General features: G+C 68.9%; 26 protein-coding genes. 19 read left to right on the plus strand and 7 right to left on the minus strand.

Annotated elements, in window-relative coordinates:
• Positions 1-16 precede the first annotated feature (16 nt).
• Genes C4F17_RS28660 through aroQ form a run of 4 tightly spaced genes read left to right on the plus strand, consistent with a single transcriptional unit; the run spans position 17 to position 2,994 of the window.
• Positions 17-469, plus strand: a complete 453-nt coding sequence (locus C4F17_RS28660; RefSeq protein WP_081271075.1) for a MaoC family dehydratase — start codon at positions 17-19, stop codon at positions 467-469.
• Positions 466-1,695, plus strand: a complete 1,230-nt coding sequence (locus C4F17_RS28665; protein WP_081270980.1) for a CaiB/BaiF CoA transferase family protein — start codon at positions 466-468, stop codon at positions 1,693-1,695. The genes C4F17_RS28660 and C4F17_RS28665 overlap by 4 nt, the downstream gene beginning before the upstream one ends.
• Before the next feature lie 10 nt (positions 1,696-1,705).
• Entirely contained in the window at positions 1,706-2,527 is an 822-nt protein-coding gene (gene aroE, locus C4F17_RS28670; protein ID WP_106937884.1) for a shikimate dehydrogenase, read from the plus strand.
• A gap of 23 nt (positions 2,528-2,550) precedes the next feature.
• A complete protein-coding gene (gene aroQ / locus C4F17_RS28675) occupies positions 2,551-2,994 on the plus strand; it encodes a type II 3-dehydroquinate dehydratase (RefSeq protein WP_081270982.1) in 444 nt (147 codons plus the stop codon).
• Positions 2,995-3,009: 15 nt separating this feature from the next.
• Here the strand turns inward: aroQ and C4F17_RS28680 are convergent, their stop codons facing one another.
• The 5 genes from C4F17_RS28680 to C4F17_RS28700 are packed head-to-tail and all read right to left on the minus strand — an operon-like array spanning position 3,010 to position 7,322.
• Positions 3,010-3,825 carry an SDR family NAD(P)-dependent oxidoreductase gene (locus tag C4F17_RS28680; protein ID WP_106937885.1) on the minus strand — a complete coding sequence of 272 codons (816 nt, stop codon included), beginning with the start codon at positions 3,823-3,825 and terminating at the stop codon, positions 3,010-3,012.
• A 44-nt stretch (positions 3,826-3,869) separates the two neighbouring features.
• Positions 3,870-4,688: an enoyl-CoA hydratase/isomerase family protein gene (locus C4F17_RS28685; protein WP_234383122.1), complete on the minus strand. Its 819-nt coding sequence runs from the start codon at positions 4,686-4,688 to the stop codon at positions 3,870-3,872.
• 17 nt (positions 4,689-4,705) lie between these two features.
• Positions 4,706-5,860 (minus strand): thiolase family protein, encoded by a 1,155-nt coding sequence (locus C4F17_RS28690; RefSeq protein WP_106937886.1) that lies wholly within the window; start codon positions 5,858-5,860, stop codon positions 4,706-4,708.
• On the minus strand, positions 5,857-6,285 hold the full coding sequence (locus C4F17_RS28695; protein WP_106937887.1) for a Zn-ribbon domain-containing OB-fold protein: 429 nt from the start codon (positions 6,283-6,285) through the stop codon (positions 5,857-5,859). Before C4F17_RS28695 ends, C4F17_RS28690 begins: the two co-directional genes overlap by 4 nt.
• A gap of 50 nt (positions 6,286-6,335) precedes the next feature.
• Positions 6,336-7,322: a Bug family tripartite tricarboxylate transporter substrate binding protein gene (locus C4F17_RS28700; RefSeq protein ID WP_106937888.1), complete on the minus strand. Its 987-nt coding sequence runs from the start codon at positions 7,320-7,322 to the stop codon at positions 6,336-6,338.
• A 190-nt stretch (positions 7,323-7,512) separates the two neighbouring features.
• Between C4F17_RS28700 and C4F17_RS28705 the strand changes: the two genes are divergently transcribed.
• The 6 genes from C4F17_RS28705 (at position 7,513) to C4F17_RS28730 (ending at position 14,717) form a co-directional block, all read left to right on the plus strand.
• On the plus strand, positions 7,513-8,337 hold the full coding sequence (locus C4F17_RS28705) for an IclR family transcriptional regulator (protein WP_106937889.1): 825 nt from the start codon (positions 7,513-7,515) through the stop codon (positions 8,335-8,337).
• A 65-nt stretch (positions 8,338-8,402) separates the two neighbouring features.
• Positions 8,403-9,521, plus strand: a complete 1,119-nt coding sequence (locus C4F17_RS28710; RefSeq protein WP_081271077.1) for an acyl-CoA dehydrogenase family protein — start codon at positions 8,403-8,405, stop codon at positions 9,519-9,521.
• A gap of 21 nt (positions 9,522-9,542) precedes the next feature.
• Positions 9,543-11,669, plus strand: a complete 2,127-nt coding sequence (locus tag C4F17_RS28715) for an acetate--CoA ligase family protein (RefSeq protein WP_106937890.1) — start codon at positions 9,543-9,545, stop codon at positions 11,667-11,669.
• Entirely contained in the window at positions 11,666-12,769 is a 1,104-nt protein-coding gene (locus C4F17_RS28720) for a CaiB/BaiF CoA transferase family protein (protein WP_106937891.1), read from the plus strand. Before C4F17_RS28715 ends, C4F17_RS28720 begins: the two co-directional genes overlap by 4 nt.
• The gene (locus C4F17_RS28725) at positions 12,766-13,770 is read left to right on the plus strand and encodes an NAD(P)H-dependent flavin oxidoreductase (protein ID WP_106937892.1); all 1,005 of its coding nucleotides are present in this window, start codon (positions 12,766-12,768) and stop codon (positions 13,768-13,770) included. The genes C4F17_RS28720 and C4F17_RS28725 overlap by 4 nt, the downstream gene beginning before the upstream one ends.
• Positions 13,767-14,717: an NAD(P)H-dependent flavin oxidoreductase gene (locus C4F17_RS28730; RefSeq protein ID WP_081270991.1), complete on the plus strand. Its 951-nt coding sequence runs from the start codon at positions 13,767-13,769 to the stop codon at positions 14,715-14,717. The genes C4F17_RS28725 and C4F17_RS28730 overlap by 4 nt, the downstream gene beginning before the upstream one ends.
• A gap of 20 nt (positions 14,718-14,737) precedes the next feature.
• Here the strand turns inward: C4F17_RS28730 and C4F17_RS28735 are convergent, their stop codons facing one another.
• On the minus strand, positions 14,738-15,763 hold the full coding sequence (locus tag C4F17_RS28735; protein ID WP_106937893.1) for a substrate-binding domain-containing protein: 1,026 nt from the start codon (positions 15,761-15,763) through the stop codon (positions 14,738-14,740).
• Between the two features lie 132 nt (positions 15,764-15,895).
• Here C4F17_RS28735 and C4F17_RS28740 point away from each other — a divergent pair, with 132 nt between their 5' ends.
• The 9 genes from C4F17_RS28740 (at position 15,896) to C4F17_RS28780 (ending at position 22,747) form a co-directional block, all read left to right on the plus strand.
• Positions 15,896-16,753, plus strand: coding sequence for an SDR family NAD(P)-dependent oxidoreductase (locus C4F17_RS28740; protein ID WP_081271078.1), 858 nt, complete (start codon positions 15,896-15,898; stop codon positions 16,751-16,753).
• A gap of 8 nt (positions 16,754-16,761) precedes the next feature.
• A complete protein-coding gene (locus tag C4F17_RS28745; RefSeq protein ID WP_106938492.1) occupies positions 16,762-17,754 on the plus strand; it encodes a Bug family tripartite tricarboxylate transporter substrate binding protein in 993 nt (330 codons plus the stop codon).
• A 7-nt stretch (positions 17,755-17,761) separates the two neighbouring features.
• Positions 17,762-18,334, plus strand: a complete 573-nt coding sequence (locus C4F17_RS28750; protein WP_106937894.1) for a carboxymuconolactone decarboxylase family protein — start codon at positions 17,762-17,764, stop codon at positions 18,332-18,334.
• An 18-nt stretch (positions 18,335-18,352) separates the two neighbouring features.
• Positions 18,353-19,327 carry a Bug family tripartite tricarboxylate transporter substrate binding protein gene (locus tag C4F17_RS28755; protein WP_106937895.1) on the plus strand — a complete coding sequence of 325 codons (975 nt, stop codon included), beginning with the start codon at positions 18,353-18,355 and terminating at the stop codon, positions 19,325-19,327.
• Positions 19,324-20,154 carry an SDR family NAD(P)-dependent oxidoreductase gene (locus C4F17_RS28760; protein WP_106937896.1) on the plus strand — a complete coding sequence of 277 codons (831 nt, stop codon included), beginning with the start codon at positions 19,324-19,326 and terminating at the stop codon, positions 20,152-20,154. The genes C4F17_RS28755 and C4F17_RS28760 overlap by 4 nt, the downstream gene beginning before the upstream one ends.
• Positions 20,155-20,219: 65 nt before the next feature.
• The gene (locus tag C4F17_RS28765; RefSeq protein ID WP_081270996.1) at positions 20,220-20,726 is read left to right on the plus strand and encodes a nuclear transport factor 2 family protein; all 507 of its coding nucleotides are present in this window, start codon (positions 20,220-20,222) and stop codon (positions 20,724-20,726) included.
• Positions 20,723-21,514, plus strand: coding sequence for an SDR family NAD(P)-dependent oxidoreductase (locus C4F17_RS28770; protein ID WP_106937897.1), 792 nt, complete (start codon positions 20,723-20,725; stop codon positions 21,512-21,514). The genes C4F17_RS28765 and C4F17_RS28770 overlap by 4 nt, the downstream gene beginning before the upstream one ends.
• 166 nt (positions 21,515-21,680) lie before the next feature.
• Positions 21,681-22,400, plus strand: coding sequence for a cupin domain-containing protein (locus C4F17_RS28775; protein ID WP_106937898.1), 720 nt, complete (start codon positions 21,681-21,683; stop codon positions 22,398-22,400).
• A gap of 20 nt (positions 22,401-22,420) precedes the next feature.
• Entirely contained in the window at positions 22,421-22,747 is a 327-nt protein-coding gene (locus tag C4F17_RS28780) for a hypothetical protein (RefSeq protein WP_081270999.1), read from the plus strand.
• 43 nt (positions 22,748-22,790) lie between these two features.
• On the opposite strand, the gene C4F17_RS28785 is transcribed toward C4F17_RS28780, so the two are convergent.
• A complete protein-coding gene (locus C4F17_RS28785) occupies positions 22,791-24,923 on the minus strand; it encodes a putative bifunctional diguanylate cyclase/phosphodiesterase (RefSeq protein WP_106937899.1) in 2,133 nt (710 codons plus the stop codon).
• Between the last annotated feature and the right edge of the window lie 11 nt (positions 24,924-24,934).

Raw genomic sequence — 24,934 nt, forward strand, 5'->3', positions numbered from 1 at the left:
ACACACCATGAGCGCCTTGACCATCGAAGACAAATACTGGGACGACGCCGTCGTCGGCCAGGAATGCATCAGCCCGCCCTATGAAGTGACGGAGGCGCGCGTGATGGCGTATGCCGACCTCACCGGCGACCACACCCCCGTTCACACCGACGAAGCCTATGCGCGCACCACGCCCTTCGGCACCCGCGTGGCGCACGGGCTGTTCGGCCTGTCGGTGGCCGACGGGCTCAAGACGAAGAGCGACATGCGCTTCATGCCGGGCATGTCGCTCGGCTGGGAATGGCGCTTCGTGGCCCCCATCAAGCTCGGCGACACGGTGCGCGTGAAATTCCACGTCGGCAGCAAGCGCGAATCGGCGAGCAAGCCGGGCTGGGGCATCCTCGTGCTGCCGTCCGAACTCATCAACCAGCGCGACGAGGTCGTGCAAAAGGGCGAGCACCGCGTGATGGTGCCGAGGAAGCCGGCATGAGCGCGTCACCGAAACAGGCGCTGCCGCTGGCCGGCCTGCGCGTCATCGACTACAGCCACTTCCTGGCCGGTCCCTATGTCGGGCGCTGCCTTGCCGCGCTCGGTGCGGAAGTCATCAAGGTCGAGCGTCCCGGCACGGGCGACGCGGGGCGCCAGCATGCGTGGTTCGTCGGCGAACACAGCGGCTATTTCCTGCAGCAGAACATGGGCAAGAAGGGCCTCAGCGTGAACACGAAGGACCCACGCGGCCGGGCGCTGATGAAGAAGCTGGTCGACAGCGCCGACGTATTCGTCGAGAACTACCGCCCCGGCGCGCTCGACAAGCTGGGCCTGGGCTATGCCGAACTCGCCGAGACCAACCCCGGCCTGGTGTACTGCTCGATCTCGGCCTACGGCCACACCGGCCCCGACGCGCACCGCGCGGGCTTCGGCCTCATCGCGGAGGCCAAGAGCGGCATCATGCAGATGGTCGGCAATCCGGGCGAAGCGCCGCCGCTGCTGCGCATCTCGCTGGGCGACATGTACACCGGCATCCACGCTGTCGCCGCAATCAACGCCGCGCTGCTGGGGCGCGTGAAGTCCGGCCGCGGGCAGCACATCGACATGGCGCTGTACGACACGCTGGTGTCGATGCACGAGTACGCGGTGCAGTGCTACACGCTCTCCAATGGCCAGGAGGTGCCGGTGCAGACCGGGCACGACATGCCCAATTCCACGCTCTACGGCGTGTTCCGCGCGCAGGACGGCGATCTCGTGATCGCCGCGCAGGTGGACGACGCCTGGAAGCGCTTTGCCGCGCTGGTCGAGCAGAACGGCGGCCCCGCGGGTTTCGGCAGCGACACGCGGCTGCACGCGTCGGCCGGGCGCAATGCCCATCGCACGGAAATTCTTGACGTGGTGAAGCCGTGGGTGGCGGCGCGGCCGGTCGCGCAGGTGCTGAAGCTGCTGGACGGCATCGACGTGCCGGCCGCCAAGGTCCAGCGCATCGACGAAGTGCTGGCCGATCCGCAGATCCATGCGCGCGGCATGGTGGTCGAGCAGGAGCATCCGGTGCTCGGAAAAATCCGCCTGCCAAACCTGCCCTTCCACATGTCGGGTTGCGACACCTCGATCACGCAGGTGGCCCCCGAGCTGGGCGAGCACAACGCGGAGATCGCGGCGAGCCTCGGCTTCGATGCCGCGCAGATCGCCGACATGCAGGCCGACGGCGTGCTCTACAGCAAGTAAGGAAACAGCCATGACCGACAAGTACGCCGTGATCGGCAACCCGATAGGACACACCAAGTCGCCGATGATCCATGGCAGCTTCGCGCAGGCGACCGGCCAGGACATCGACTACAGCGCGATCGAAGGCTCGCTGGAGCGCTTCGCCGACGACGTGCACGCATTCCGCAAGGCAGGCGGGCGCGGAATGAACGTCACGGCCCCCTTCAAGCTGCAGGCCTTCGCACTGGCCACCGAGCGGCTCGAACGCGCCGAGCTCGCCGGCGCCACCAACGCGCTGAAGTTCGAAGGCGAACGCATCCTTGCCGACAACTTCGACGGCGTGGGCCTGACCAACGACATCCAGTGCAACCTGGGCTTTCCGCTCGAGGGCGCGCGCATGCTGGTGCTCGGCGCGGGCGGCGCGGTGCGTGGCGCACTGCAGCCGTTCCTGGCGCAACAACCGGGCGTGGTGGTGCTGGCGAACCGCGCGCAGGCCAAGGCCGTCGATCTCGCGAAACAGTTTGCCGGGCATGGCCGCGTGCAAGGCTGCGGCTACGGCGATCTGGCGGGCGAGCGCTTCGACATCGTCATCAACGGCACCTCCGCCAGCCTCCGGGCCGAACTGCCGCCCCTGCCCGCACAGGCGCTGCAGGGCGCGAAGCTCGCCTACGAGCTCGCCTACGGCAAGGGCCTGACGCCCTTCCTGCGCCTGGCGCAGAACGCCGGCGTGCCGGAGCTGGCCGACGGCGTCGGCATGCTGGTGGAACAGGCGGCGGAAGCCTTCCTGTGGTGGCGCGGCGTGCGGCCCGACACGCGCAGCCTCATCGACCGCATGACCATTCCCCTGGTCTGAACCGACGACCTGGAGACGACCCCATGAAGATCCTCATGCTGCACGGCATCAACCACGACATGTTCGGCAAGCGCGACCCGAAGCAGTACGGCACGGTGACGCTGGCCGAGATCGACGCGCAACTGCAGGCACTCGGCAAGGAGCTCGGCACCGAGGTCGAGAGCTTCCAGACCAATTGCGAAGGCGCGATGTGCGAGCGCATCCATCGCGCCTTCACCGAGGGCGTGGACGCGGTGCTCATCAACGCCGGTGCCTGGACGCACTACAGCTACGGCATTCGCGATGCGCTGGCGATCCTCACCGTGCCGGTCGTCGAGTTGCACATGTCGAACATCCATGCGCGCGAGACGTTTCGCCATCACTCGGTGTTCGCCGAGATCGTGAAGGGACAGATCTGCGGCTTCGGCGTGGACAGCTACCTGCTCGGCCTGCGTGCCGCGGCATCGGCCGCGGTGCGGGCGCACTGAGACCGCGCTGGTGCGTCAGATCATCGCGAAGCCGCCCGACGCTCCGACGGTCTGGCCCGTGATGAACAGCGCCCGGTCGGACGCGAGAAACGCCACCAGGCCAGACACGTCCTGCGGCCTGGACAGCCGCCCGACGCCCTTGGAGATCGGATAGATGTTCACCATCTTGGCGAGCAGTTCGTTGTTCTGCGGCGTCGCGTCGATGTGCAGCGGGCCGTCCTTGATGCCTTCATGCGACACCGCACCCAGCGCGATGGAATTGACGGTGATCGCATGGCGACCGTGTTCGCGCGCCAGTGCCTTGGCGAAGCCGGCAATCGCGGCCTTGGCGCCGGAGTAGACGGCCATGTTGGCTTCCCCGATCCGGCCCGCCTCCGAGATGATGTTGACGATGCGTCCGCGCCTGGCCGCCACCATGCCGGGCAGCACCGCATGGCAGCAGTGGAAGGTGCCGTAGACGTTGAGATTGACGATCTTGGCCCAATCGGCCACGGGCATGTCGACGAAGGCCGGTGTGCGCCCTCCCTTTTCGCGCCGCTCGGGAATGATGCCTGCGTTGTTCACCAGGATCTGCACGGGCGCATCGAAATGCCGGAGCGCGGCGTCCACCATGCCTTGCACCTGATCGGCCTGCGTGATGTCCGCGGGCGCGGCCAGCGCTTGGCCTCCCTCGCTCTCGATCTCGCGCGCAACGGCCTGTGCGCGCTCGGCAAACAGGTCGTTGACGACCACGCGCGCGCCTTCGCGGGCGAGCTCGATGCAGATCTGGCGTCCGACGCCCTGCCCGCCTCCGGTCACCAGGGCCACCTGGGATTCCAAACCGAGTTTCATGTGTACTTTCCTTGCTGTTGGATGAATGAAGATGCGGGCGGCGCTCAGCGGCCCTGGAACACTGGCTTTCGCTTCTCGACGAAGGCCCGCATGCCCTCCTTGCGGTCTTCGCTGTCCACCAGGAGGGCCGCGGCATAGCGCTCGTACTCGAGGCCGCTGTCCAGGTCGGTCTGCATGCCGCGGTTGACCGCTCGCTTGACGAAGCGCACGGCCAGCGGCGGCATCTCGCCGATCTGCCGCGCCAGCGCGAGGGCGCCGGACATCAGTTCGGCGCCCGGCATCACCTGGGTGACCAGCCCGTAGTCCAGCGCGCGAGCCGCATCGATCTGTTCGGCCGTCAGCATCAGCGCCTTGGCGCGCGCCTCGCCGATCAGACGCGGCAGCCGCTGCGTGCCACCGGCCGCGGGAATGACGCCCAGGCGGACTTCGGGAAGCCCCAGGCGGGCATGGTCCGCCGCGATCCGGATGTCGCAGCACAGCGCAAGCTCCAGCCCGCCGCCGAGTGCCACCCCGTTGATCGCCGCGATGGTGGGCTTCTCGAACTCCTCGATGCCGCGGAACAGGTCGTGCGTGGCCTTCTGCGCGACGAAGAAGTCGGTCGCGCAGATCTGATGGTCCGCGCGCTCCTTGATGTCGGCACCCGCGCAGAACGCGCGCTCGCCGGCGCCGGTGAGCACCACCGCGCGCACGCGCGCATCCGCGCGCGCCAGTTCGAAGAACGCGCGCGCGAGGTCCGGTTTCATCGTTCCGCCGAGCGTGTTCATGCGATCGGGCCGGTTGAGCGTCACGACGGCCACGTGGCCGTGGACGGCGTAGTCCAGCGTCGGGAGCTCGACGCGGTCAGGATGCGTGTTGTCGGTCATGGGTGTCTCCATTTCGTTCAGGCGGTGCCGCGCGAGAGCACGTGCGCGATCGCGACGGATCCCAGGCCGATCATGTGGGCCATGCCCCAGTTGGCGCCCTCGTGCTGCCGTCCGCTGGCTTCACCGCGAAGCTGCCGGGTGATTTCCGCAATCTGGCCGATGCCGGTGGGCCCCAGCGGATGCCCCATGCCGATCAGGCCGCCCGACGCATTGATCGCGCAGCGCCCGCCGATCTGCGAGTCGCCGCGCTGCAGGAAGGCCGCGCCCTCGCCCGGCTCGCAGACACCCACGGCCTCGCTGTAGAGCAACTCTTCCACCGAGAAGGCGTCATGCAGTTCCAGCAGATCCAGGCGTGACGCGGGAATGGCCGCCTGCGCAAGCGCGGCGCCTGCGCTGGCGCGCACCAGGTCGACGGCGGCGGCGCCGTAGCTGGTTTCCGGCGTCTCGCTGCACGCTGCCGAGGCGCGCACGCGCACACAGCGAGCGGCATCCAGGCCCAGGCGGCGCAGCGCGCGGCCCGACACCAGGATCGCGGCGGCCGCGCCTTCGCCGCGCGGGCAGCATTGCTGGACCGTCAGATCCCCCGCCACGCGCGGCGAGCCGAGCACCTGCTCGAGGGTGCGCGGCTTGCGGAACTGCGCATACGGATTGCGCGAGGCATTGCCATGGTTCTTGACGGCGACCTTGGCCATCGCCTGCGCGTCGGCGCCACGCTCCCTCAGGTAGGTGCGCGCCATCATGGCGAACTTCACGGCGGGCACCGTGGCGGTGTCGCTCAGCCTTGCCAACCCTTCCTTGTCGGCTGCGCGCCGGCCGTCCCCGTGCTTGTCCACGCCGACGGCCAGCACCACGTCGCTCACGCCGCGCGCCACCTCCATGCATGCCTGGCGGAACGCGAACGACCCCGATGCGGACGCGTTCTCGACCTGCGTGACCGCCAGCCCCGTGGCGCCGAGGTGCCGGAACATCACGCGCCCCGCGGCCATGCCGATGGACGTGGTTCCGACATAGGCGCTCTGGACCTGCGGCCACGCCAGGCCCGCGTCTGCCAGCGCGCCCCGCACTGCGGCGAGCCCCAGGTGCGTGTAGGGCGTGTCGCTCGGGAACTGGTACGCATGCATGCCGATGCCGGCCACGTACACGCCGTCGTTGTCGTCGATCCAGTTGCTCATCGCGCCGCTCCTTCGGCCGGCACGAAGCGGCATGCAAAAGTCTCTCCGCCGGGCAACGCAACGGCGACGGCGCGAAGCGCCATGCCGACCTGCAGGCACGACTCGTCCGATCCGGCCATCACGCCCTCTTCGATGATTCCGTCCTCGATGAGGATGTCCGCCGCAATGCGCGGCACCTCCATGCCGGGCAGCAGCGGCACGTGCAGCGTCACGAACTCCAGCAGCTTGCCGCCGCCTGGTCGCGCGACCTTCCCGGCGTTGCTCAGCGGGTCGCCGCAATGGCTGCAGCCGGGCACGTTGGCGGGGAAGACGAGCTTCCCGCAGGCCGGGCATTGCGCGAAGAGGAACTCCAGCGACGCACCGTCGGGCGCGAGCTGGTAGAGCGTTGGATGCTGTGGCTGAAGGCCACGCAATTCATTGGTCATGGAACTGGTTTCCTGGTTTTGCAAAAAGGCGGGGGGCGGGCAGCGCGTGGCTACTCCAGCTTGGCGCCGGAGCTCTGCACCACGTCGCGCCAGCGCGTCATTTCCGACTTGACGAAAGCGTCCAGCTTCTCGCCGCGCATGCCGCGCATCGGCACGCTGCCGAACTTCTCGGTGGCGGCCAGCAGCTCTGGATTCACGATGGCTTCGGCCATGGCGTCGGCAAGGCGCTTGACGATGGGCGCCGGCGTCTTCGACGAGACGAACATCGCGCCCCACGCGCTCGACGCAGCGCCGGGATAGCCCAGTTCGCCCACGGTCGGCAGGTCGGGCGCGCTGGACAGCCGCGACTTGCCGGTGACCGCCAGCGCCTTCAGCTTGCCCGACTGCACGAAGGGCAGCACCACGGCTGCGTAGTCGAAGGCGAGGTCGAGGTTGCCGGCGATCAGGTCGGTCAACGCGGGGCTGCTGCCCTTGTAGGGCACGTGCGTCATCCGGATGCCCGCGGTCGTCTGGAAGAGCTCCGCCGTCAGGTGCGTGGCCGTGCCCGCGCCCGCCGAGCCGAAGTTGAGCTTGCCGGGGTTCTTCTTGGCGTACTCCACCAGCTCGGGCACCGTCTTGAACGGCTTGTTCGGATTGATGACCAGGATCAGCGGCGACTCCGACATGCCGTGCACGGCGGTGAAGTCCTTGACCGGGTCGTAGCGCACGTTCTTGTAGAGCGCCAGGTTGGCGGCGTGCGTGCCCTGGGTGCCGTAGATCAGGGTGTAGCCGTCTGCCGGCTGCCGCGCCGCGGAGTCCACCCCGATCGAGCCGCCCGCGCCGGGCCGGTTTTCCACGACCACGGGCTGCCCGAGCTTCTCGCCGAGCTTCTGCGCCAGCAGGCGCGAGGTGTTGTCGGTGATGCCTCCGGGCGGGAACGGCACGACGAAGGTCAGCGGCCTGGACGGCCAGCCGTCGGCCTCGCTGGCGGCGTGCCCGGGGGCGGAAAGAAGAAGTGCGCAGCCGAGAGCGGCAATGGCTTTGAGGAAGGTTTTCAAGGTTGTCTCCTGGTTTTGGAATTCGATTCGTTTGTGTTTTTTCTACGAATGGACGTAGACTACTTCAACCCTTCGTTGTTTGACAACCGTGTTTTCTGACTTTTTTGATCGCCGCCCAGGATGGAAACTCCGTGAAAGTCGGGAATGTCGTCGCTATGATCGACAACTTCTACGACCTATCGGAGGATTCATGCCCACCATCGTTCCTGCGGCCACCCGCACGATGACCCTGCTCGAAGTCTTTGCGCGAGAAAAGCGCGAGCTGTCTAACTCGGACCTGGCCCGGCTCATGGACCTGCCCGAGAGCAGTTGCTCCGACCTGCTGCACACGCTGCACGAGTTGGGCTATCTGCTGCGCACCGCGCGCAGCCGGCGCTTCTATCCAACCGCGCGCCTGTTGACGGTGGCCAAGGAAATCTCGGCAAGCGACCCGCTCTACGCCGTGGGTGCCGAGGCGTGCGAACTGCTGCGCGACCGCACCGGCGAGACCGGGCTGTGCGGCAGGCTGGAGAGCGGCGTCGTGAAAGTCATCGCGCTGAGCGAGGGCCGCCATGCGCTGCGCTACATGCAGCACGTGGGCGACAAGCTGGCGCTGCACGTCTCCGCGCTGGGCAAGGCGATCCTCGCGATCGGCACGCCCGAAGAAGCGGCGCGCCAGTTGCGGCTGAAGCCGCTGCGCTCGCTGGCCTCCGGAACGATCACCGACCTGTCCGAGCTGGAGGCGCAGGTGGCGCGCGCGCGCGAACAGGGCTGGATCTGGGTCGAGAACGAAGGCAGCGAAGGCCTGACCGCCGTGGCGGTGGCCGGCCAGATCGGCGGCGAGACCCTGGCCCTGTCGGTGGCCGGCCTGACCCACCGCATGCGCGACCAGCGCGAGCGCTGCATCGAGGCGCTGCAGGAGGTCAAGGCCGTCGTCTTCCGGGAGCAGCAGCCGGTGTCGTCGCCTGCCTCCTCCTCTTCTTCTTCCAAATCTTCCCGCCGCGGCACCAAGGCCCCGCCTCCCGACGAGCCTTGAGCGCCGCTCAACTTCACCTTCAAAAACCAGGAGACCCCGTGTACACCCAGACTGCAGAACAAACCATGCTGCGCGACAGCATCCGCCGCTTCATGAAGAGCGAAGTCGCACCCGTCGTTGCCCGCCACGACCAGGAGCGCACCTTCCCCTTCGAGCTGCTCAAGCCCCTGGCGGAGTTCGGCTACCTGGGCGGCCGGCTGGCGGAAGAGGAAGGCGGCATGGGCCTGGACCAGCTCACCTGGGCCATGCTGATGGAGGAGGCAGGCTACGCATGGCTGTCCCTGCGCACGATGCTCAACATCACCAACGCGGCGATCAACAAGCTCGCGGCCGAAGCCACGCCCGCGCAGAAGGAGCGCTTCCTGCAGCCCCTGCTGGCCAACGAGCGCCGCTGCTTCAGCGCCATCAGCGAGCCCGGCACGGGCTCCAACATCGCGCAGGTGCAGACCCGCGCGGACCTGCAGGGCGACCACTACGTGCTCAACGGCCGCAAGCTGTGGATCACGAACGGCGCCTTCGGCGATTTCGGCATCGTCGTGGCGCGCACCTTCAGCCCGGACTGCCAGGGCCAGCTCTCCACGTTCCTCGTGGAGCGCGACGTGTCGCCCTACGAAATGCGCCGCGTGGACACCATGGTCCTGCGCAGCACGGGCACGGCGGAACTGGGCTTCGACAACGTCAAGGTGCCCAGGGAGAACCTGCTGGGCGAGGAAGGCGGCGCACTCAAGAAGATGCTGATCGGGCTGGACAGCGCGCGCGTGAACATCGCCATGGGTGCCGTGGGCGCCGCGCAGTCGGCGCTCGATCTTTCCATCGACTACGCGCGCACGCGCACGCAGTTCGGCAAGCCCATCGGCAGCTTCCAGCTGGTGCAGAAACTGATCGTCGACATGACGATCCGCGTCGAAGCCGCGCGGGCGCTGGGCCTGCGCGCGGCCGCCGCGCTGGACTCCGGCAGCGGCGCACGAACCGCCGCGTCGATCGCCAAGCTCTACGCCACCGAGGCCGCTCACGAAGTGGCCAGCATGGCCTTGCAGGTGCACGGTGGCCTGGGCTACGCCACGGACTACCCGATCGAGCGGATTTTCCGCGACACCCGCGGCGGCACCATCCCGGAAGGCACGACCGAAGTGCAGACCTTGATCGTCGGGCGCGAGATCCTGGGCATCTCCGCCATTGCCTGAACGTCGCCGGAGTTGCACAGCATGACCCATCCGACCTTCAGCACCGACCTGTCGCGCCTCATCCATCCACGCTCCATCGCCCTGGTCGGGGCGTCCGATCGGCCACAGAGCATCGGCGGGCGTACCCTCAGCAACCTGCTGGACCATTCGCAGATCGACGGCGAGCTCTACCTGGTCAATCCGACCAAGGCCGAATTGCGCGGCCGGCGCTGCTGGCCCAGCGTCGCGTCGCTGCCGCAGACGCCCGACGTCGCCGTCATCGCGGTGCCCGCATCGGGCGTGCTTGCCGTGATGGAGGAATGCGCGGCCAGGCGCGTGCCGTTCGCCATCATCCTCACCTCCGGCTTCGGCGAAGCCGGCGCCGAGGGAGAGCGGGCGCAGGCCCGCCTCAAGGAAATCGCCGATCAGGCCGGCATGCGCATCTACGGCCCCAACTGCCCCGGCCTCACCAACGTCAACCAGCGCCTGGGCATGACCTTCTCGCCCTCTTTTCCGCATGACCTGGTCAAGGGCCCGATCGGCCTGGCCACGCAGGGCGGCGGACTGGGCCGCAACGTGATGCAGGCCATGGAGCGCGGCATCGGCATCGGGCTGTGGGCGTCCACCGGCAACGAGGTGGACCTGCAGGTGGCGGACTTCATCCAATACATGGCAACCGCGCCGGACATCAAGGTGATCGTGACCTTGCTGGAAGGCATCAAGGACGGCCCGCGTTTCCTGGCCGCGCTCCAGTGCGCCGCCGACAACGGCAAGCCGGTCATCGCGCTGAAGGTCGGCAAGTCCGCGTATGGCCAGCGCGCCGCGCAGTCGCACACTGCTTCGCTGACGGGCTCGGCCGAAGTCAACAGCGCGGTGTTCCGCCAGTACGGCGTGATCGAGGTGGACGACATCGACGAACTGGTGGACACCGCCTGGCTTTTCGCGCGCGCCATGCCGAGCGAGCGCGAGGCGATCGGCGTCTATTGCTCGTCCGGCGGCACCACCGCCCTGACCGCCGACGCGGTGGGACTGGCGGGGCTGACCCTGGCGGAGTTCGCACCGCACACCACGGAGCTGCTTCGCAGCAAGCTGCCCGACTATGCGGCGGTCAACAACCCCGTCGACACGACAGCGGCCGTGCTCAGCGACGCCGACCTGATCGAAAGCACGCTGGGCGCAGTCGCCGCGGATCCCAACCTGGGCTGCGTGATTGCGCCCATTGCGCTGGACTACGGCGAAACCACCATCCGCATGGCGCAGACCATCATCGCCGCGCAGGCACGTGTGCAAAGTCCCATCGTCCCGATCTGGATGAGCGACCGGCTGGGCGAGGGCTACCGCATGCTGGTGGCGGCAGGCTTCGCGCCGCCGCGCTCGGTCGGCAAGGCGATCAGCGCCATCAAGCGTTGGACGCAATGGGGCCAGCGGCACCGCAGCATGGCAGGTCCATCCGATCGCCGTCGCCCCGCTTCCATGCCCCTGACATCAGCGCTCGCCGTTCGCAACCTGTCGGAACTGGAAGCCAAGACGCTGCTCGGGCAGGCCGGCATCCCGCTGCTGCCGGTTGCCGTGGCCCGCACCCGGGCCGAGGCGCGCCTGCTGGCCGATGGCATGGGCTACCCCGTGGTCGCGAAGATCGCCAGCCCCGACATCCTGCACAAGTCGGACATCGGCGGCGTCAAGGTCGGCATTTCGCATGGCCTGCAGGTGGAACTGGCATGGGACGACATCATGGCCTCGGCCAGGCATCACAAGCCCGATGCCGCCATCGACGGGCTGCTGATCGAGAAAATGGCGCCAAGCGGCGGCGTCGAGCTGATGGCGGGCGTGACGCGCGACCCGGTGTTCGGGCATGTGATGACCTTCGGCCTGGGCGGGGTCTATGTGGAAATCCTGCGCGATGTCACCCGCCGCCTGCTGCCGCTGAGCGCCGCCGACGCCGCGTCCATGGTGCGCGAAATGCGCTGCTTCCCCGTGCTCGCCGGCGCGCGCGGGCGGCCGGTGGCCGATGTTGCCGCACTGGAACGCTTGCTGATGGGCGTGTCCGAGTTCGTGATGGCCAACGCCGAACGCATCGAAGAGATGGACCTCAACCCGATCTGGGTCGGCGCCGAGGGCGAGGGCGCGCTGCCGCTGGATGCGGTGGTCGTCGAAAGGAGCGTGGCATGAGTGCCCCCGGCCCGCTCGCGGGCATCACCGTCCTCGACTTCAGCGAACTGCTGCCCGGACCGTTCTTCACGCAGAACCTGGCGCAGATGGGTACGCGCGTCATCAAGATCGAGCGGCCGCCCGGCGGCGACAACGCGCGGCGCATGGGACCGGGCGGCTTCGAAGCCGTCAACCGCGGCAAGCTCAGCCTGCTGGTGGACCTGAAGGACGAGGCCCAGCGCGCCCGCGTGCGCGAGCTGGTGGCTCAGGCCGATGTGCTGGTGGAGTCCTACCGCCCCGGCGTGATGGCGCGCCTGGGCCTGGACTACGCCAGCTTGCGCGAGAGCTTCCCGCGCCTGGTCTACGTGTCGCTCAGCGGCTATGGGCAGGATGGCCCCTGGGCTCATCTGCCCGGCCACGACATCAACTACCTGGCCGCGGCGGGGGCGCTGGCGGTCTCGGGCGAGCCCGGCGGGCCGCCGACGCAGAACTTCGGCCTGCCGGTGGCGGACCTGTGCGGCTCGATGTATGCGCTCTCGTCCACGCTGGCGGCGCTGCTGCAGCGCGACCGCACGGGCCGGGGCCAGCACCTGGACGTGGCGCTCGCCGACTGCGTGCTGCACTGGATGAACCCGCGCCTGGGCGCCTACCGCGCGGACGGCGCGACCAGCCTCGAAAGCCAGCGCGCCGCCACGCAGGTCAAGCCCGCGTACGGCAGCTTCCGTTGCCGTGACGGACAGTTCCTGAGCGTCGCGGCGCTGGAAGACCACTTCTGGACACGCCTTTGCGGCGTGCTGGACATGGGCGACTTCGCGAACGAGGGCTGCCGGACGCTGGGTGCGCGCAAGAAGCAGGCGCAGGCCATCAACGAGCGCATCGCGCAGCAGCTCGCGCAGCGCGATTCGGCGGAGGCCTTCGAGACACTGGCGCGCAGCGACCTGCCCGTGGCACCGGTGGTGGCCCCCGGCGCGCTGGCCGCCTTGCCGCAGTTCGCGGGGCGCGGCCTGTTCAACGGCACGCAAGCGCTGTCGCTGGTGCGCTTTCCGGTGCCGCTGGCAGGCGTCGATCCGGCGGCGCTGGCCGATGCGCCGGCCCTGGACAACGCACGGCAGCAGCTGTGAGCCAGCCGCCGCTGTCCACCCGCCTGACGCGGCTCTTCGGGCTCGCCTACCCGATCCTCGGCGGCGGGTTGATGTGGCTCTCGGACGCCCGCTACGTCGGCGCGCTGACCAACGCGGGGTGCATGGGCTTCATCACGCCACGCTCCTTCGACGGCGAGGATGCGCTGCGCGACCAGCTGCGGCGCTGCAGCGACCTGACGGAGGGTCGCCCCTACGGCGTCAACCTCACGCTGTCGGCGCGCCCGCAAGCCAACACCGGCGTGCACCGCGCGCTGGAGATCGCGCTGGCCCACGGCGTGCGCCACTTCGAGACCGCCGGCCATGCGCCGGATGCGCTGATCCCGGCCATCCACGCGGGCGGCGGCGTGGTGATTCACAAGGCATCGAGCGTGCGGCATGCCCTCGCCGCGCAGGCCGCCGGGGCCGACGCGGTGGCGCTGGTGGGCATGGAGGAAGGCGGGCATCCCGGTGCCAACGAGCTGCCCACCATGCTGATGGGCGCGCTGGCCACGGCACGCCAGCAGTTCCATGTGCCGCTGGTCCTGGGCGGCGGCATCGGCCATGGCGCCCAGCTGGCCGCTGCCCTGGCGCTGGGGGCCGACGGGGTGTTGATGGGCAGCCGCTTCCTCGTGAGCGAGGAGGTGTCCGCCCACGCCGCCTACAAGCAGCACCTGCTGGGCTGCGACGAACACAGCACCATGCGCCTGCTGCACACGCTGGGCAACACCTGGCGTGTGCTGCGCAACGACACGGCCCTCCAGGTCGACGCGATCGAGCGCGCCGGCGCGGCCGACCACGCCGCATTCGGCGACCTGCTCGACAGCCGCGTGGCGCGCGAACGCTGCTACGGCGGCGGCGACTGGCACAGCGGCATGCTCTCCCTCGGGCCGGCCATCGGCTTTGCCACGCGCATACAGCCGCTGTCGGCGATCGTGGAAGAACTCATCCAGCAAACACGCGCCGCCCTGGCGCACCTGAGCGCATCGACTGCACTGCCATGACCCACGCCCTTTCCTTCCTCGACCGGCTGGCCCTGCCCCTCATCGCGGCGCCCATGCTGCGGGTCTCCGGCATCGAACTGGTGTCCGCCGCTTGCGCCGCCGGCGTGATTGGCGCCTTTCCGACAGCCAACTGCCAGACGCTCGATGAGTTCGACGCCTGGCTCGCCCGCCTGGACGACGAGGCCGCCGGCGCGCCGGCACGCACGGCGCCCTATTGCCCCAACCTCATCATGCGGCGCGACCCTGCCAGGGTGATGGCCGAGGTCGAGCTGATCGCCAGGCACCGCGCGCAAATGGTCATCACCAGCGTCGGCTCGCCCGCTGCCGTGGTGCCGCGCCTGCACGAGGCCGGCTGCCGCGTCTTCGCCGACGTGGCCTCGCTGCACCATGCCGTGCGCGCCATCGAGTCGGGCGTGGACGGACTGGTGCTGCTCACCGCGGGTGCCGGCGGACACACCGGTTGGGCCAACCCCTTCGCCTTCGTGCGCGCGGTCCGCGACGTGTTCGACGGCCCGATCGTGCTGGCCGGCGGCCTGTCGGACGGCGTGGCCCTGCGGGCCGCGAAGACGCTCGGCTGCGACCTCGGCATCATGGGCACCCGCTTCATTGCCACGCGGGAGAGCCTGGCGAGCGGGGAGTACCGTCAGATGCTGGTCGACAGTTCGATCGACGACGTGCTGCTCACGCGCGGCTTCACCGGCTTGCCCGCCAGCTTTCTCGCGCCGTCGGCGCGCAGGCTGGGCATCGATGTCTCCGCGCTCGACGAGAGCATCTCGGTGGAAGAAGCGAGGAGACGCTACGGCGGTGGCGCCAACGCGGCGCCGAGCCAGCGCTGGACCGACATCTGGAGCGCGGGCCATTCGGTGTCCGGCGTGCGCGCCGTGCCGACGGTCGCCGAACTGGTGGATGCGCTGGGCCGGGAATACCGCGGCAGCGCGCCGGCGTGACGGGCTCCTGAGGCCCGGCCTCAGCGCGAGGCTCGCGCGGGGGGCGCCACCGAATCGCGCTCCACGTACCGCAGCGCGATGCGGGCCTTGCGCTGGGGCAGCCCGTTCTCGGCGATACGGGTGAGCAGCAGGTCGACCAGGCAACGCGCGGTTTCGGCCTGGTCGATGTCGAGCACGCTCACCGCGGGTTCGTGCTCGGCCGCGAAGGGCGTGTCGCCGATGGCGACCACCGAGATGTCGCGCGGCACCTGCAGGCCCCGGGCGGAGATGGCCCGCAGCGCACTGTTGAGCATGTGCGTGCCCTGCACGATGAGCGCGCTCGGTCGGTCGGGGCGACCGAGCAGTTCGGTGACCTCCGCGTTGACCGAGGCCGTGACGCTGCGCGCCTGCACCAGCAGGTCGGGCACCGGTAGGCCCGCAGCCTGGAACGCGGTGCGAAAGCCCTGCACGCGGCGCCGCACGGGCCGCGTGTCACCCTGCCAGAGAACGAGTGCGATGTCCCGGTGCCCCAGGCCCAGCAAGCGCTCGACCACGCGCCGCACACCGCCCGCGTGATCGATGAGCACGGCGTCGTGTGAGCCGCTGACTTCCCGGTCGAACACGACGGCCGGCATGGGCAGCAGCCGCAAGGCCTCCACCAGTTGCGCGTTGCGCTCGTTGCCGGGCGCGAGGATCACGCCGTCCATGCCGCGCTGCGTGAACGTTCCCAGTGCCTTCACTTCGCGCTCGGCGTCGTTGGCGCCGTTGGCCAGCAGCAGCAGGTAGTCGTGCCGAAGGAATTCGTCCTCCAGGGCGCGAAACACCTGTGCGTACAGCGGGTTCGAGATGTCGGGCAACAGGCAGCCGACGGTTCGGCTGAGCCGCGAACGCAGCACCCGCGCCGCATGGTTGGGACGGTAGCCCAGTGCCGCCGCGGCCTGGCTGACCTTTTCCTGCGTGGCCGCCGACGCACCCGCGCCGTTCATCGCCCGAGACGCACTGCCCAGCGACACCCCCGCCAGCCGAGCCACGTCGCGCAGATCGATCTTCTGTTTTCCTGCATTCATTCGGAGGGACTTTCCCTTTGGGGCAAGAGCATGGTGTGCATCTTAGGTGACAGCCTGCAAGGGTTTCCACCATTTCGGAAACGTTTCCAAAAATCAACCATGGGCGCACCCAACGCGCAAAAGGAAACATGCATGACCTCGCCAGCCATCCAGCCCGGGCTCCAGCTCTTCGCAGAAGCACTCGGTGACCTCCGCCCCTCGGCCGGACGCCTCGAGCAACGCCGGATCCTCGTGGTGGGCGCGGGCCAACGCGACATCGACGACCCCGATCCGCCCGTGGGCAACGGACGTGCGATTTCCCTGCTGTTCGCCCACGAGGGCGCAACGCTGACCTGTGTGGACATCAATCCCGAGTCGCTGCAGCGCACCTGCGATCTGGTGCGCGCATCGGGCGCGACCGCCCATGCCGAGGTGGCCGACGTCGCGCAGCCGGATGCCGCCGCGTCGACCGTGGAGCGCGCGGTGCACAAGATGGGCGGGCTGGACGGCCTGGTGATGGTGGTGGGCGTGGCGAGCGGACTCTCCCTGGACAACCAGAGCGCCGAAGCCTGGGACCGCGAACACGCGACCAACGTGCGCTCCTGCATGCTGTTCGGGCAGCAGGCATTGCGGCACATGGCGCCCGGAGGCTCCATCGTGCTGCTGTCGTCGATCGCCGCGCTGCGCAATTCCAGCTTCAACCCGGCCTACGAAACGACCAAGGCCGCCCAGGTGTCGCTGGCGCGCTCGATCGCGATGGCGGGGCAGGCCAAGGGCGTGCGCTGCAACAGCATCCTGCCCGGCCTGATGGACACGCCCATCGGTCGTGCGGCGACGCGCCGCAGGTCCGACCGCCTCGCGATGCCGTTGCCTTTCGGGCGCCAGGGCACAGGCTGGGAAGTGGCCTATGCGGCGTTGTTCCTGATGTCGCACGAGGCCTCCTACGTGAACGGCCATGCACTCGTCGTGGACGGCGGCCTGACCGGCGGCATCGCCGCGCCGCGCGCCTGATGGCAGCCATGCAGACGCTCCAACGACGTCGCATCCTCCAGGCGGCCGCCTGCGCTGTCGCGGCGCCGCACCTTGGCTTCGCCGTCGCGGGCCAGGCCGATGCCTATCCCGGCCGGCCCGTGCGCCTGGTCGTGGGCTTCCCGGCGGGCGGCTCGGCCGACCAGTCCTCGCGTCGACTGGCCGAGCAGCTGGCACGCCAGCTGGGCCAGCCGGTGGTCGTCGACAACAAGCCCGGCGCCTCCGGGAACATCGCGGCCGCGGTCGCGGCGCGCAGTGCGCCCGACGGCTACACGCTCTTCTACGGCACCAACGCGACCCACGCGATGAACGTCAGCCTGTATCCGAAACTGGACTACGACCCGGTGAAGGATTTCGCGCCCATTGCGCTCGAAGGCAAGGTCTACAACGTGCTCTGCGTCAACCCGGCCTTCGAAGCGCGGGACCTGAAGAGCTTTCTCGCGCTGGCCCGCTCGGCCCCCGACCGGGTCGCCGTGGCCACGCCCGGAAACGCCACCAGCGGCCATCTGTCGCTGGTGCTGCTCAATCGCGCGGCCAAGGTGCAGCTCGCGCACATTCCGTACAAGGGCAGCGCGCCGGCCATCACCGATGTGATGGGCGGGCAGTTGCCGGCGATCTTCGACAACGTGGCGGGCAACCTTGCGTACATCCGCAGCGAGAAGATTCGCCCGCTGGCCGTGACGTCGCGCAGCCGGCTGCCGCTGCTTGCGCAGGTGCCGACCTTCGAGGAGCTGGGCCTGCCAGATTGCGAGCTCGCGGCCTGGGGCGGCCTGTGGGCGCCCAGCGGCACGCCGGCGCCGATCATCGAAAGGCTCAACCACGAAGTGAACCGGGCGCTGCAGACCGCGGCGGTGGCCGATCGCATGCGCGAACTGACGATCGAGCCCCAGGGCGGCACGCCCCAGGCCCTGGCCGAGTTCGCACGCAATGAAACCGCCAGGTGGCGCGAGGTGATTCGCACCGCCGGCATCCGACTGGATTGAAAAACCCATGGCTCGCATTCCCTACTTCGACCTGGCCGAGGCACCGGCGGAACTCCACGCGCTGCTGGACGGGCGCCCTCCGCTCAACATCTACCGCATGGTCGCCCACGGCGGCGCCACCGCGCAGGGCTTCCTCGGCCTGGGCTCCAGCATCCTGCGGCATTCCTCGCTGCCCGCGAGGCTGCGCGAGCTGGTGATCCTGCGGGTCGGCGCGCTGTGCGGCTCCACTTATGAAGTGACCCAGCATCGGCGCGTGGCCGCGCAGGCGGGCGTGCCCGCCGCGCAGGTCGAAGCGGTGCTCGGCCATCCGCAAGGCAGCGCCGACAGGGAGCCATTCGACAGTCTCGAGCACCGCGTGCTCGACTTCACCGACGCCGTGGTGCGCCAGGTCAAGGCGCCGCCCGAGATGTTCGACGCGCTGGCCGCCCTGCTGCCGCCGCAGCAGCTGATGGAGGTCGTGATGACGATCGGCTACTACATGCTGGTGTGCCGGGTGCTGGAGAACTTCGAGGTCGAGCTGGAAGACGGCAACGTGCTCGACAGCCACGGCCGGTGGTCCGAAATACTGGGCAAGAACTGATCCGCCGGAGACACACGGATGACCATCAATCGCCGCCAATTTTCCGCCGCCGCCGGCCTGCTTTCCCTGTCGCCGATGCTGCGCGCGCAGGAGGCCTATCCGGCCAGGCCCATCACCCTTGTGGTGCCCTTCTCGGCGGGCAGCGTCGTCGACCAGCAGACACGGGTGATCGCGCGCGTGTTGAGCACCCGGCTCGGCCAGCCTTTCGTGATCGACAACAAGGTCGGCGTGAGCGGCTCGATCGGTGCCGAGTTCGTGTCCCGCGCCGCGCCCGATGGCTACACGCTGCTGGTGGGTACGCAGGGCACCCAGGGCACCAACAGCGCGCTCTACAAGACCATCCGCTACGACCCCGTGAAGGACTTCGTGGCCATTCATGGCCTGTCCGGCAATGCCAACGTGCTGGTGGTGAGCCCGCATCTGGGCATCGGCACGGTGGCCGAACTGGTGGCGTACGCCAGGACGAACCCGGGCAAGCTCAACTTCGGATCCGGCGGCAACGGCACGTCCGGGCACCTGTGTCTCGAACTCCTGCAGAACCGCACCGGCACGCGGTTCACCCACGTTCCGTACAAGGCGAGTTCGGCCGCGCTGGTGGATCTCATCTCGGGCAACGTCGACGCGATGTTCGACTTCGTCCAGACCTCCGCGCCCCATATTCGCAACGGCAAGATCCGGGCGCTGGCCGTGACGCGCGGCCAGCGCATGCCGATGCTGCCTGACGTCCCGACCATGGCCGAAGCGGGTTACCCCGGCATCGAAGCCCTCAGCTGGGGCGGTCTCTTCGCGCCGGCGAAGACGCCGGAGGCCATCGTCAAGCGCCTGTCCGCCGAGGTGACCGAGACGCTCAGGTCGCCCGAAATCAAGAGCTCGCTGGATGCGGTGGGCAGCTTCATCATCGACATGCCCCACCCGGAGTTCCAGGCGTACGTGGCACACGAGGCCGCCAAGTGGACCGAAGTGCTGCGCACCGCCGGGGTGTCGCTCCAATGACCGGCCATCGCGTTGCCGCGATCACGGGCGCGGGCAGTGGCATCGGACGGGAACTGGCGCTGGCCTGTGCGCGCGAAGGCATGGCCCTCGCGCTGGCCGACATCGATATCGAGGGCCTCGCGGCCACCGAAGCGCTCGCGCGCACGCTGGGCGTGCCGACGTTCGCGCAGAAGTGCGACGTCGCTCGCGCCGGCGACGTCGAGGCTTTCGCCGCTTCCTGCGAGAAGGCCCTTGGTGGGGTCGACTGGCTGTTCAACAACGCGGGGGTGGCGGTGCTCGGGCCCGCCTGGACGGCCACCGACGCCGACTGGGAGTGGGTGCTGGGCGTGAACCTGCGCGGCGTCGCCAACGGCGTGCGCAGCTTCGTTCCTCGCATGCGGGCCCGCGGTGTTGCGGCCCATGTGATCAACACCGCATCGGCCGCCGGCCTGGCCACGCTCGCGGGCTCCGCCGTGTATTGCGCCAGCAAGCACGCTGTCGTCGCCTTTTCCGAATGCCTGGCGCGCGACCTCGAGCAGGCGGGCGATCCGATCGGCGTTTCCGTGCTGTGTCCTTCGCTGGTACCCACGCAGATTCATCAGGCGCAGCGCAGCCGGCCGGCTCATCTTTCAGACACCGTCGAACCCGCCGCTGCATACAACGACCGGGTGCGCCTCGGAATGGCTGCGTCGCCCATCGACGCGGCCGACGTTGCCGCGGCCACGCTTGCAGCGGTTCACGCGGGACGCTTCTATGTGATCCCGCACGTTCAGACCGGCGGTTCGATCCGCCGGCGCATGGACGCGATGCTCGGTGACTTCGATGCGCAACACCCCGGTGTGCCATGACACGCGCGCGGTCTGCCCGTCCACACGCCGCCTTCCCTGCCGGCACCTCTCCCGGAGCAACTTGAATGAATCCTGAGATCCAACTTTTCGCGCAACTCGAGGACCGGCTGGCGAGACTGCAAGCGCGGGTCGACGAAATGGAAAGCCGCGACGCGATACGCACGCTGCGCGCCCGCTATCACGTCTTTGTCAACGAAGACGAAGGCCAGCGGCTCCACGAGCTGTTTTCGGAGGACGCAAGCGTGATCTACAACGGTCGCCCGGAGGTGTTCGGGCGCGAGGCGATCCGCGCCTTCTTTGCGAACTTCCCGGTGCAGTACGCGCGGCAGTTCATCCACCAGCACGAGGTCGAGGTGCGTGGAGACACCGCGATCGGCCACTGCTACCTGGACGGACGCCCCGTGCACGGGGACCGCAGCATGTACGTGGTCGGTCGTTTTGATGACGAGTACGTTCGCGTCGATGGCCGGTGGATGTTCAAGAAGGTCGTGCTCACCGTCCACTACATGGTGGAAGCGGCCGAGCACTGGGAGTCGAGCCTGCCCATGAAGAAGGCGAGGCAGCCCGCATGAGCGTTCACCAACTTTTCGATCTCGGCGGACAGACCGCCCTGGTCACGGGCGCCGCCAGCGGGCTTGGCTCGGCGATTGCCGAGGCTCTTCTCGCTGCGGGCGCGCGCACGCTGATGACCGACGTGGACGAAGACGCGCTGAACGCGCGCGTCGCGCTGCTGCGCAAGCACCATTCCCTGGCCGAAGGGGCGGTGCTGGATGTTGCCGACCCCGATGCGGTGGATGCGGTGGTGGATGACGCGGTGCGCCGCTACGGCCAGCTCGATTGCGTCTTCGCCAATGCCGGCATCAGCGCGGGCCGCGGCTTCGCGGTGGAGGCGGGCCAGCTCGAACACGTCGAGCGCCCTGCCTGGGACCGCGTCATGCGCATCAACCTGGACGGTGTCCTGGCAACGCTTCGCGCCTCGGTACGGCACATGAAGCCGCGGCGCCAGGGGCGAATCATCGTCACCTCATCCATTGCCGGCATCCGCGCGGAGCCGCTTTCGGGCTACGCCTACGTCGCATCCAAAGCGGCGGTGAACAACCTGGTTCGCCAGGCCGCGGTCGAGCTGGCACCCTTCAACGTGCTGGTCAACGCGATCGCGCCGGGCCCGTTCGCAACCGAGATCAACGGCGGACGCCTGAAGCTGCCCGAGTCCGCCGAACGCATGCGAACCTACATTCCGCTCGGGCGCGTCGCGCAACCGCACGAAATCCAGGGCCTGGCGCTGCTCCTTGCATCGCCCGCTTCGAGCTACATCACGGGTGCGGTCATTCCCATCGACGGCGGTGCTTCCGCCCGCTGAGGTCACGCAGGCCCGACCGTCCGGCCGACGGCAGGATCTGCCGTAGCGGCCCGCACAACGGCAGCCTGCCCTGCGCAGGACCCTCATTGAAGCACCGGCACCAGCGGCTCGCAGCCTAAGCTCTGGGCTCACGGCTTTCAATGACGACATCGCGCAGGAACAATCAATGACCCAGGCCCTGGTACTGCATCACGCCGACGGCGCGCCCGTTTCAACCGCCTTCCGCAGGGCCGCCTTCGGCAAGGACGATCCTTTTGCACGGCATCGCGAGATCGCGTGGGAAGGCCCGGGCGCGATGAGCGCGGGCCGCACCAGCTTCATCGGCGAGCTCGACATTGCAAGCTATCCCCACATCGAAACCATCGTCGTGGTCGAGGGGGAACTGACGCTGACAGCGGACGGCGCGGCCCCGGTGGTGGTCGGCCCCCAGGCGGGCGCCGTCATCGGATGCGGTACCTCGCTGCGCGTGCAGGCCGGGTCCCGCGTGCGATTCGTGTTCTGCGCCGCCGCTTGCGAGAAGCCGACCCGGCGCGGCCTTTTTCCCCTGAGCGCCGACGCCGACTTCAAGCCCTCCGCCACGCTGCCCGCGGACGTGCTGCTGGGCCCTTCGCCGGCGTGCCGCAGCGACAACGTCTTCATCGACGACGGTGCGCAGTACAGCGCCGGCACGTGGGACTCGACGCCCTACCACCGGATCGTTCGCCCGCATCGCGTGAACGAGTTCATGCATGTCCTGGCAGGCAGCGTGCGCTTCGCAGCCCCTGACGGCAGCGTGCTGTCGGTGGACACGGGCGATGCGCTGTTCGTGCCCCAGGGTGCACCCATCGGATGGGAAAGCAGCGACTGCGTGGCGAAGTTCTACGTGGTCCAGAGCGTCCAGGGCTGAGGCGCCGCGCGCGCTGCGTCATGCTGCTTCCGCCGGACCGCATCGGCGCGGACGCGATCGGTGCCTCGCTGCGCCTGGTCGCGCAGGGCCAGTTGCAGACGCATGCGCTTTGGAAGCCCGGGCCCGCCGGTGCTCGAGCCACGGCGCGGATGGTGCCGCTGGAGCAGCGCAATGCCACGCGCCTGAAATGGCCCGACGCGGTTGCTCTGCCCATGATCGACGAGCCCGCGGCCCCGTCGCCCGGGCGACGGCTGGCGCAGGTTGCCGTGCAGTTCCGCCTGAGCCCGACCGAACTGAAGCCCACGCAAGCACTGGTGCAGGGCGAGGCGCAAGACCGAGCGGCATAGTGCAGAACGGCCGATCGGCCGCAGGAGGCGTGCGTGTCGCCAACTAGCGCCACAAGAGAAGCGCTGGATCGATCTTGCGATCTTCGCGAAGCAACGTTTCGATTGCCGCTGCAGGAAGCGCCGCGCTGAACCAGTAACCCTGCATCTGATCGCATTGATGCGCCGCCAGCAGGGCCGCCTGGCCTTCGCTTTCGACGCCCTCGGCAAGCACCTTCATCTGCAGCTGGTGTGCCATCGTGATGATGGCGCGGGTGATCGACGCATCTTCTGCCAGCGCGGTGACGTCGGGTACCAGCGAACGGTCGATCTTGACGACGTCCACCGGCAGCCGGCGCAGGTAGCTCAGGCTCGAGTAGCCGGTGCCGAAGTCGTCGAGCGAGACTTCGACGCCCAGCGCGCGCAGCGCTTGCAGGTGCTGCACCGCCTGGTCGAAGTTGCCGATCAGCATGCTCTCGGTGACCTCGACGCCGAACAGCCGCGGATCGAGGCCCGCCGAGGCGAGCAGGCCTTCGATGCGGCGTGCCAGATCCGGATGCAGCAACTGGCGCGCCGACAGGTTGACCGCCATGCGCAGCGGCGGCAGCCCGGCCTCCTGCCAGGCCGCGGCCTGCTCGATGGCGCGGCGCAGCACCCAGTCGCCGATGGCGACGATCAGGCCGGTCTCCTCGGCGATGGGGATGAAGCGATCCGGCGCGACGCGGCCCAGCATCGGGTGCTGCCAGCGCAGCAATGCCTCCACGCCCACGATGCCGCCATGCGCAAGATCGACTTGCGGCTGGTAGTGCAGATCGAGCTGCTCGTCGCGCAGCGCCTTGCGCAGCGCTGTCTCCAGCGCCAGCCGATCGGGGTCGTCGTCGTGCGGTGCACCGGCGTAGATGCTGGCCTGGTTGCGTCCCAGCATCTTGGCCTGGTGCAGTGCGGCGCTGGCGCGGCGCAACAAGGTGTCCGCGTGGTCACCGTCGGCAGGTGCCGTGGCGATGCCGATGCTGCAGGTCATATGAACCTCCTGCCCCGCGATCGGCATCGGACGGGCAATGCTGTCGAGCAACGCCTGCGCCGTGTGCAGCACCGGCACGGATGGCGCCGGCATCACGATCACGAACTCGTCCCCGCCGCGGCGCGCCACCAGATCGCCGCTGCGCACGGTGGCGCTGAGGCGCTGCGCCACTTCGCGCAGCACTGCGTCGCCGATGTCTGCGCCGAGACCGTCGTTGATACGCTTGAAACGGTCGAGCTCCAGCACCAGCACCACGGTCTGGAGGCTGGTCTGCACCGTCGCGTTCAAGCGCTCCAGGAGCAGCTGGCGATTCGGCAGCCCGGTCAGTTCGTCGAACTGCAGCAGTTGCAGGATGCGCCGCTCGGTGGCACGGCGTTCGCGCAGGTCGTCGATGCAGACATGGGCGAAGGACGCCTGGCCGCTGGTCACCAGGCTGACGGAGACGTCGACCGGAATCTCATGCCCCGCCTGGTGGCGCACGGTGGTCTCGAAACGCAGCGAACCCCGGTCGCACAAGTCGCGCCAGCGCCGCGGCCACTGCGCCACATCGATCTGGGTTTCGATGTCGGGCACACGCAGCCGCAGCAGTTGCTCGCGGTCCAGGCCCAGCAGCCGGCAGGCCGCTGCGTTGGCATCGCGATAGGCACCATCGGGCCCGACCTGCAACAGCGCGTCGTTGGCCTGTTCGACGGCTTGTCGCGTGAGCTGCAACTGGTGCTGCGCCTGCTCACGTTCGCTCACGTCGCGCGCAGACGGGATCAACCACACCACGCGGCCAGCCTGGTCGTAAAGCGGCAGCAGCGAGAAGTCCATCGACAAGGTGGCGCCGCCGCTCGTGGCCACTCGCACGTCGAAGCGCGAGGCCTCGCCGCGCACCGCGCCGGCCAGCGCTTGCTGGAGCCGCTGTCGCGAGACCTCGCAGGCTTGCCACCAGGGGGTGGCGTCGAAACGCTGGCCGAGCACCTGCTCCGGCGCGCTGCCGATGGCCTGCAATGCCGCCTGGTTGGCATAGCGCAGCACGCCGTCGGGGTCGAGCAGCCCGGCGAAGATGGAGGGGCCCAGACGGTCCAGCACCTCCTGCAGGGTCATCTGCGGGCCCGCCGATGTGGGACTGGCCGCCATGCGCGTGAGCGCTGCACCGCGGCGCGGATCACCCCGCAGGGCGTGTTTCTTGGGCATGGCACCAGTTT

Origin of the sequence: Variovorax sp. PMC12 (assembly GCF_003019815.1) — a bacterium.
Classification (GTDB): domain Bacteria; phylum Pseudomonadota; class Gammaproteobacteria; order Burkholderiales; family Burkholderiaceae_C; genus Variovorax.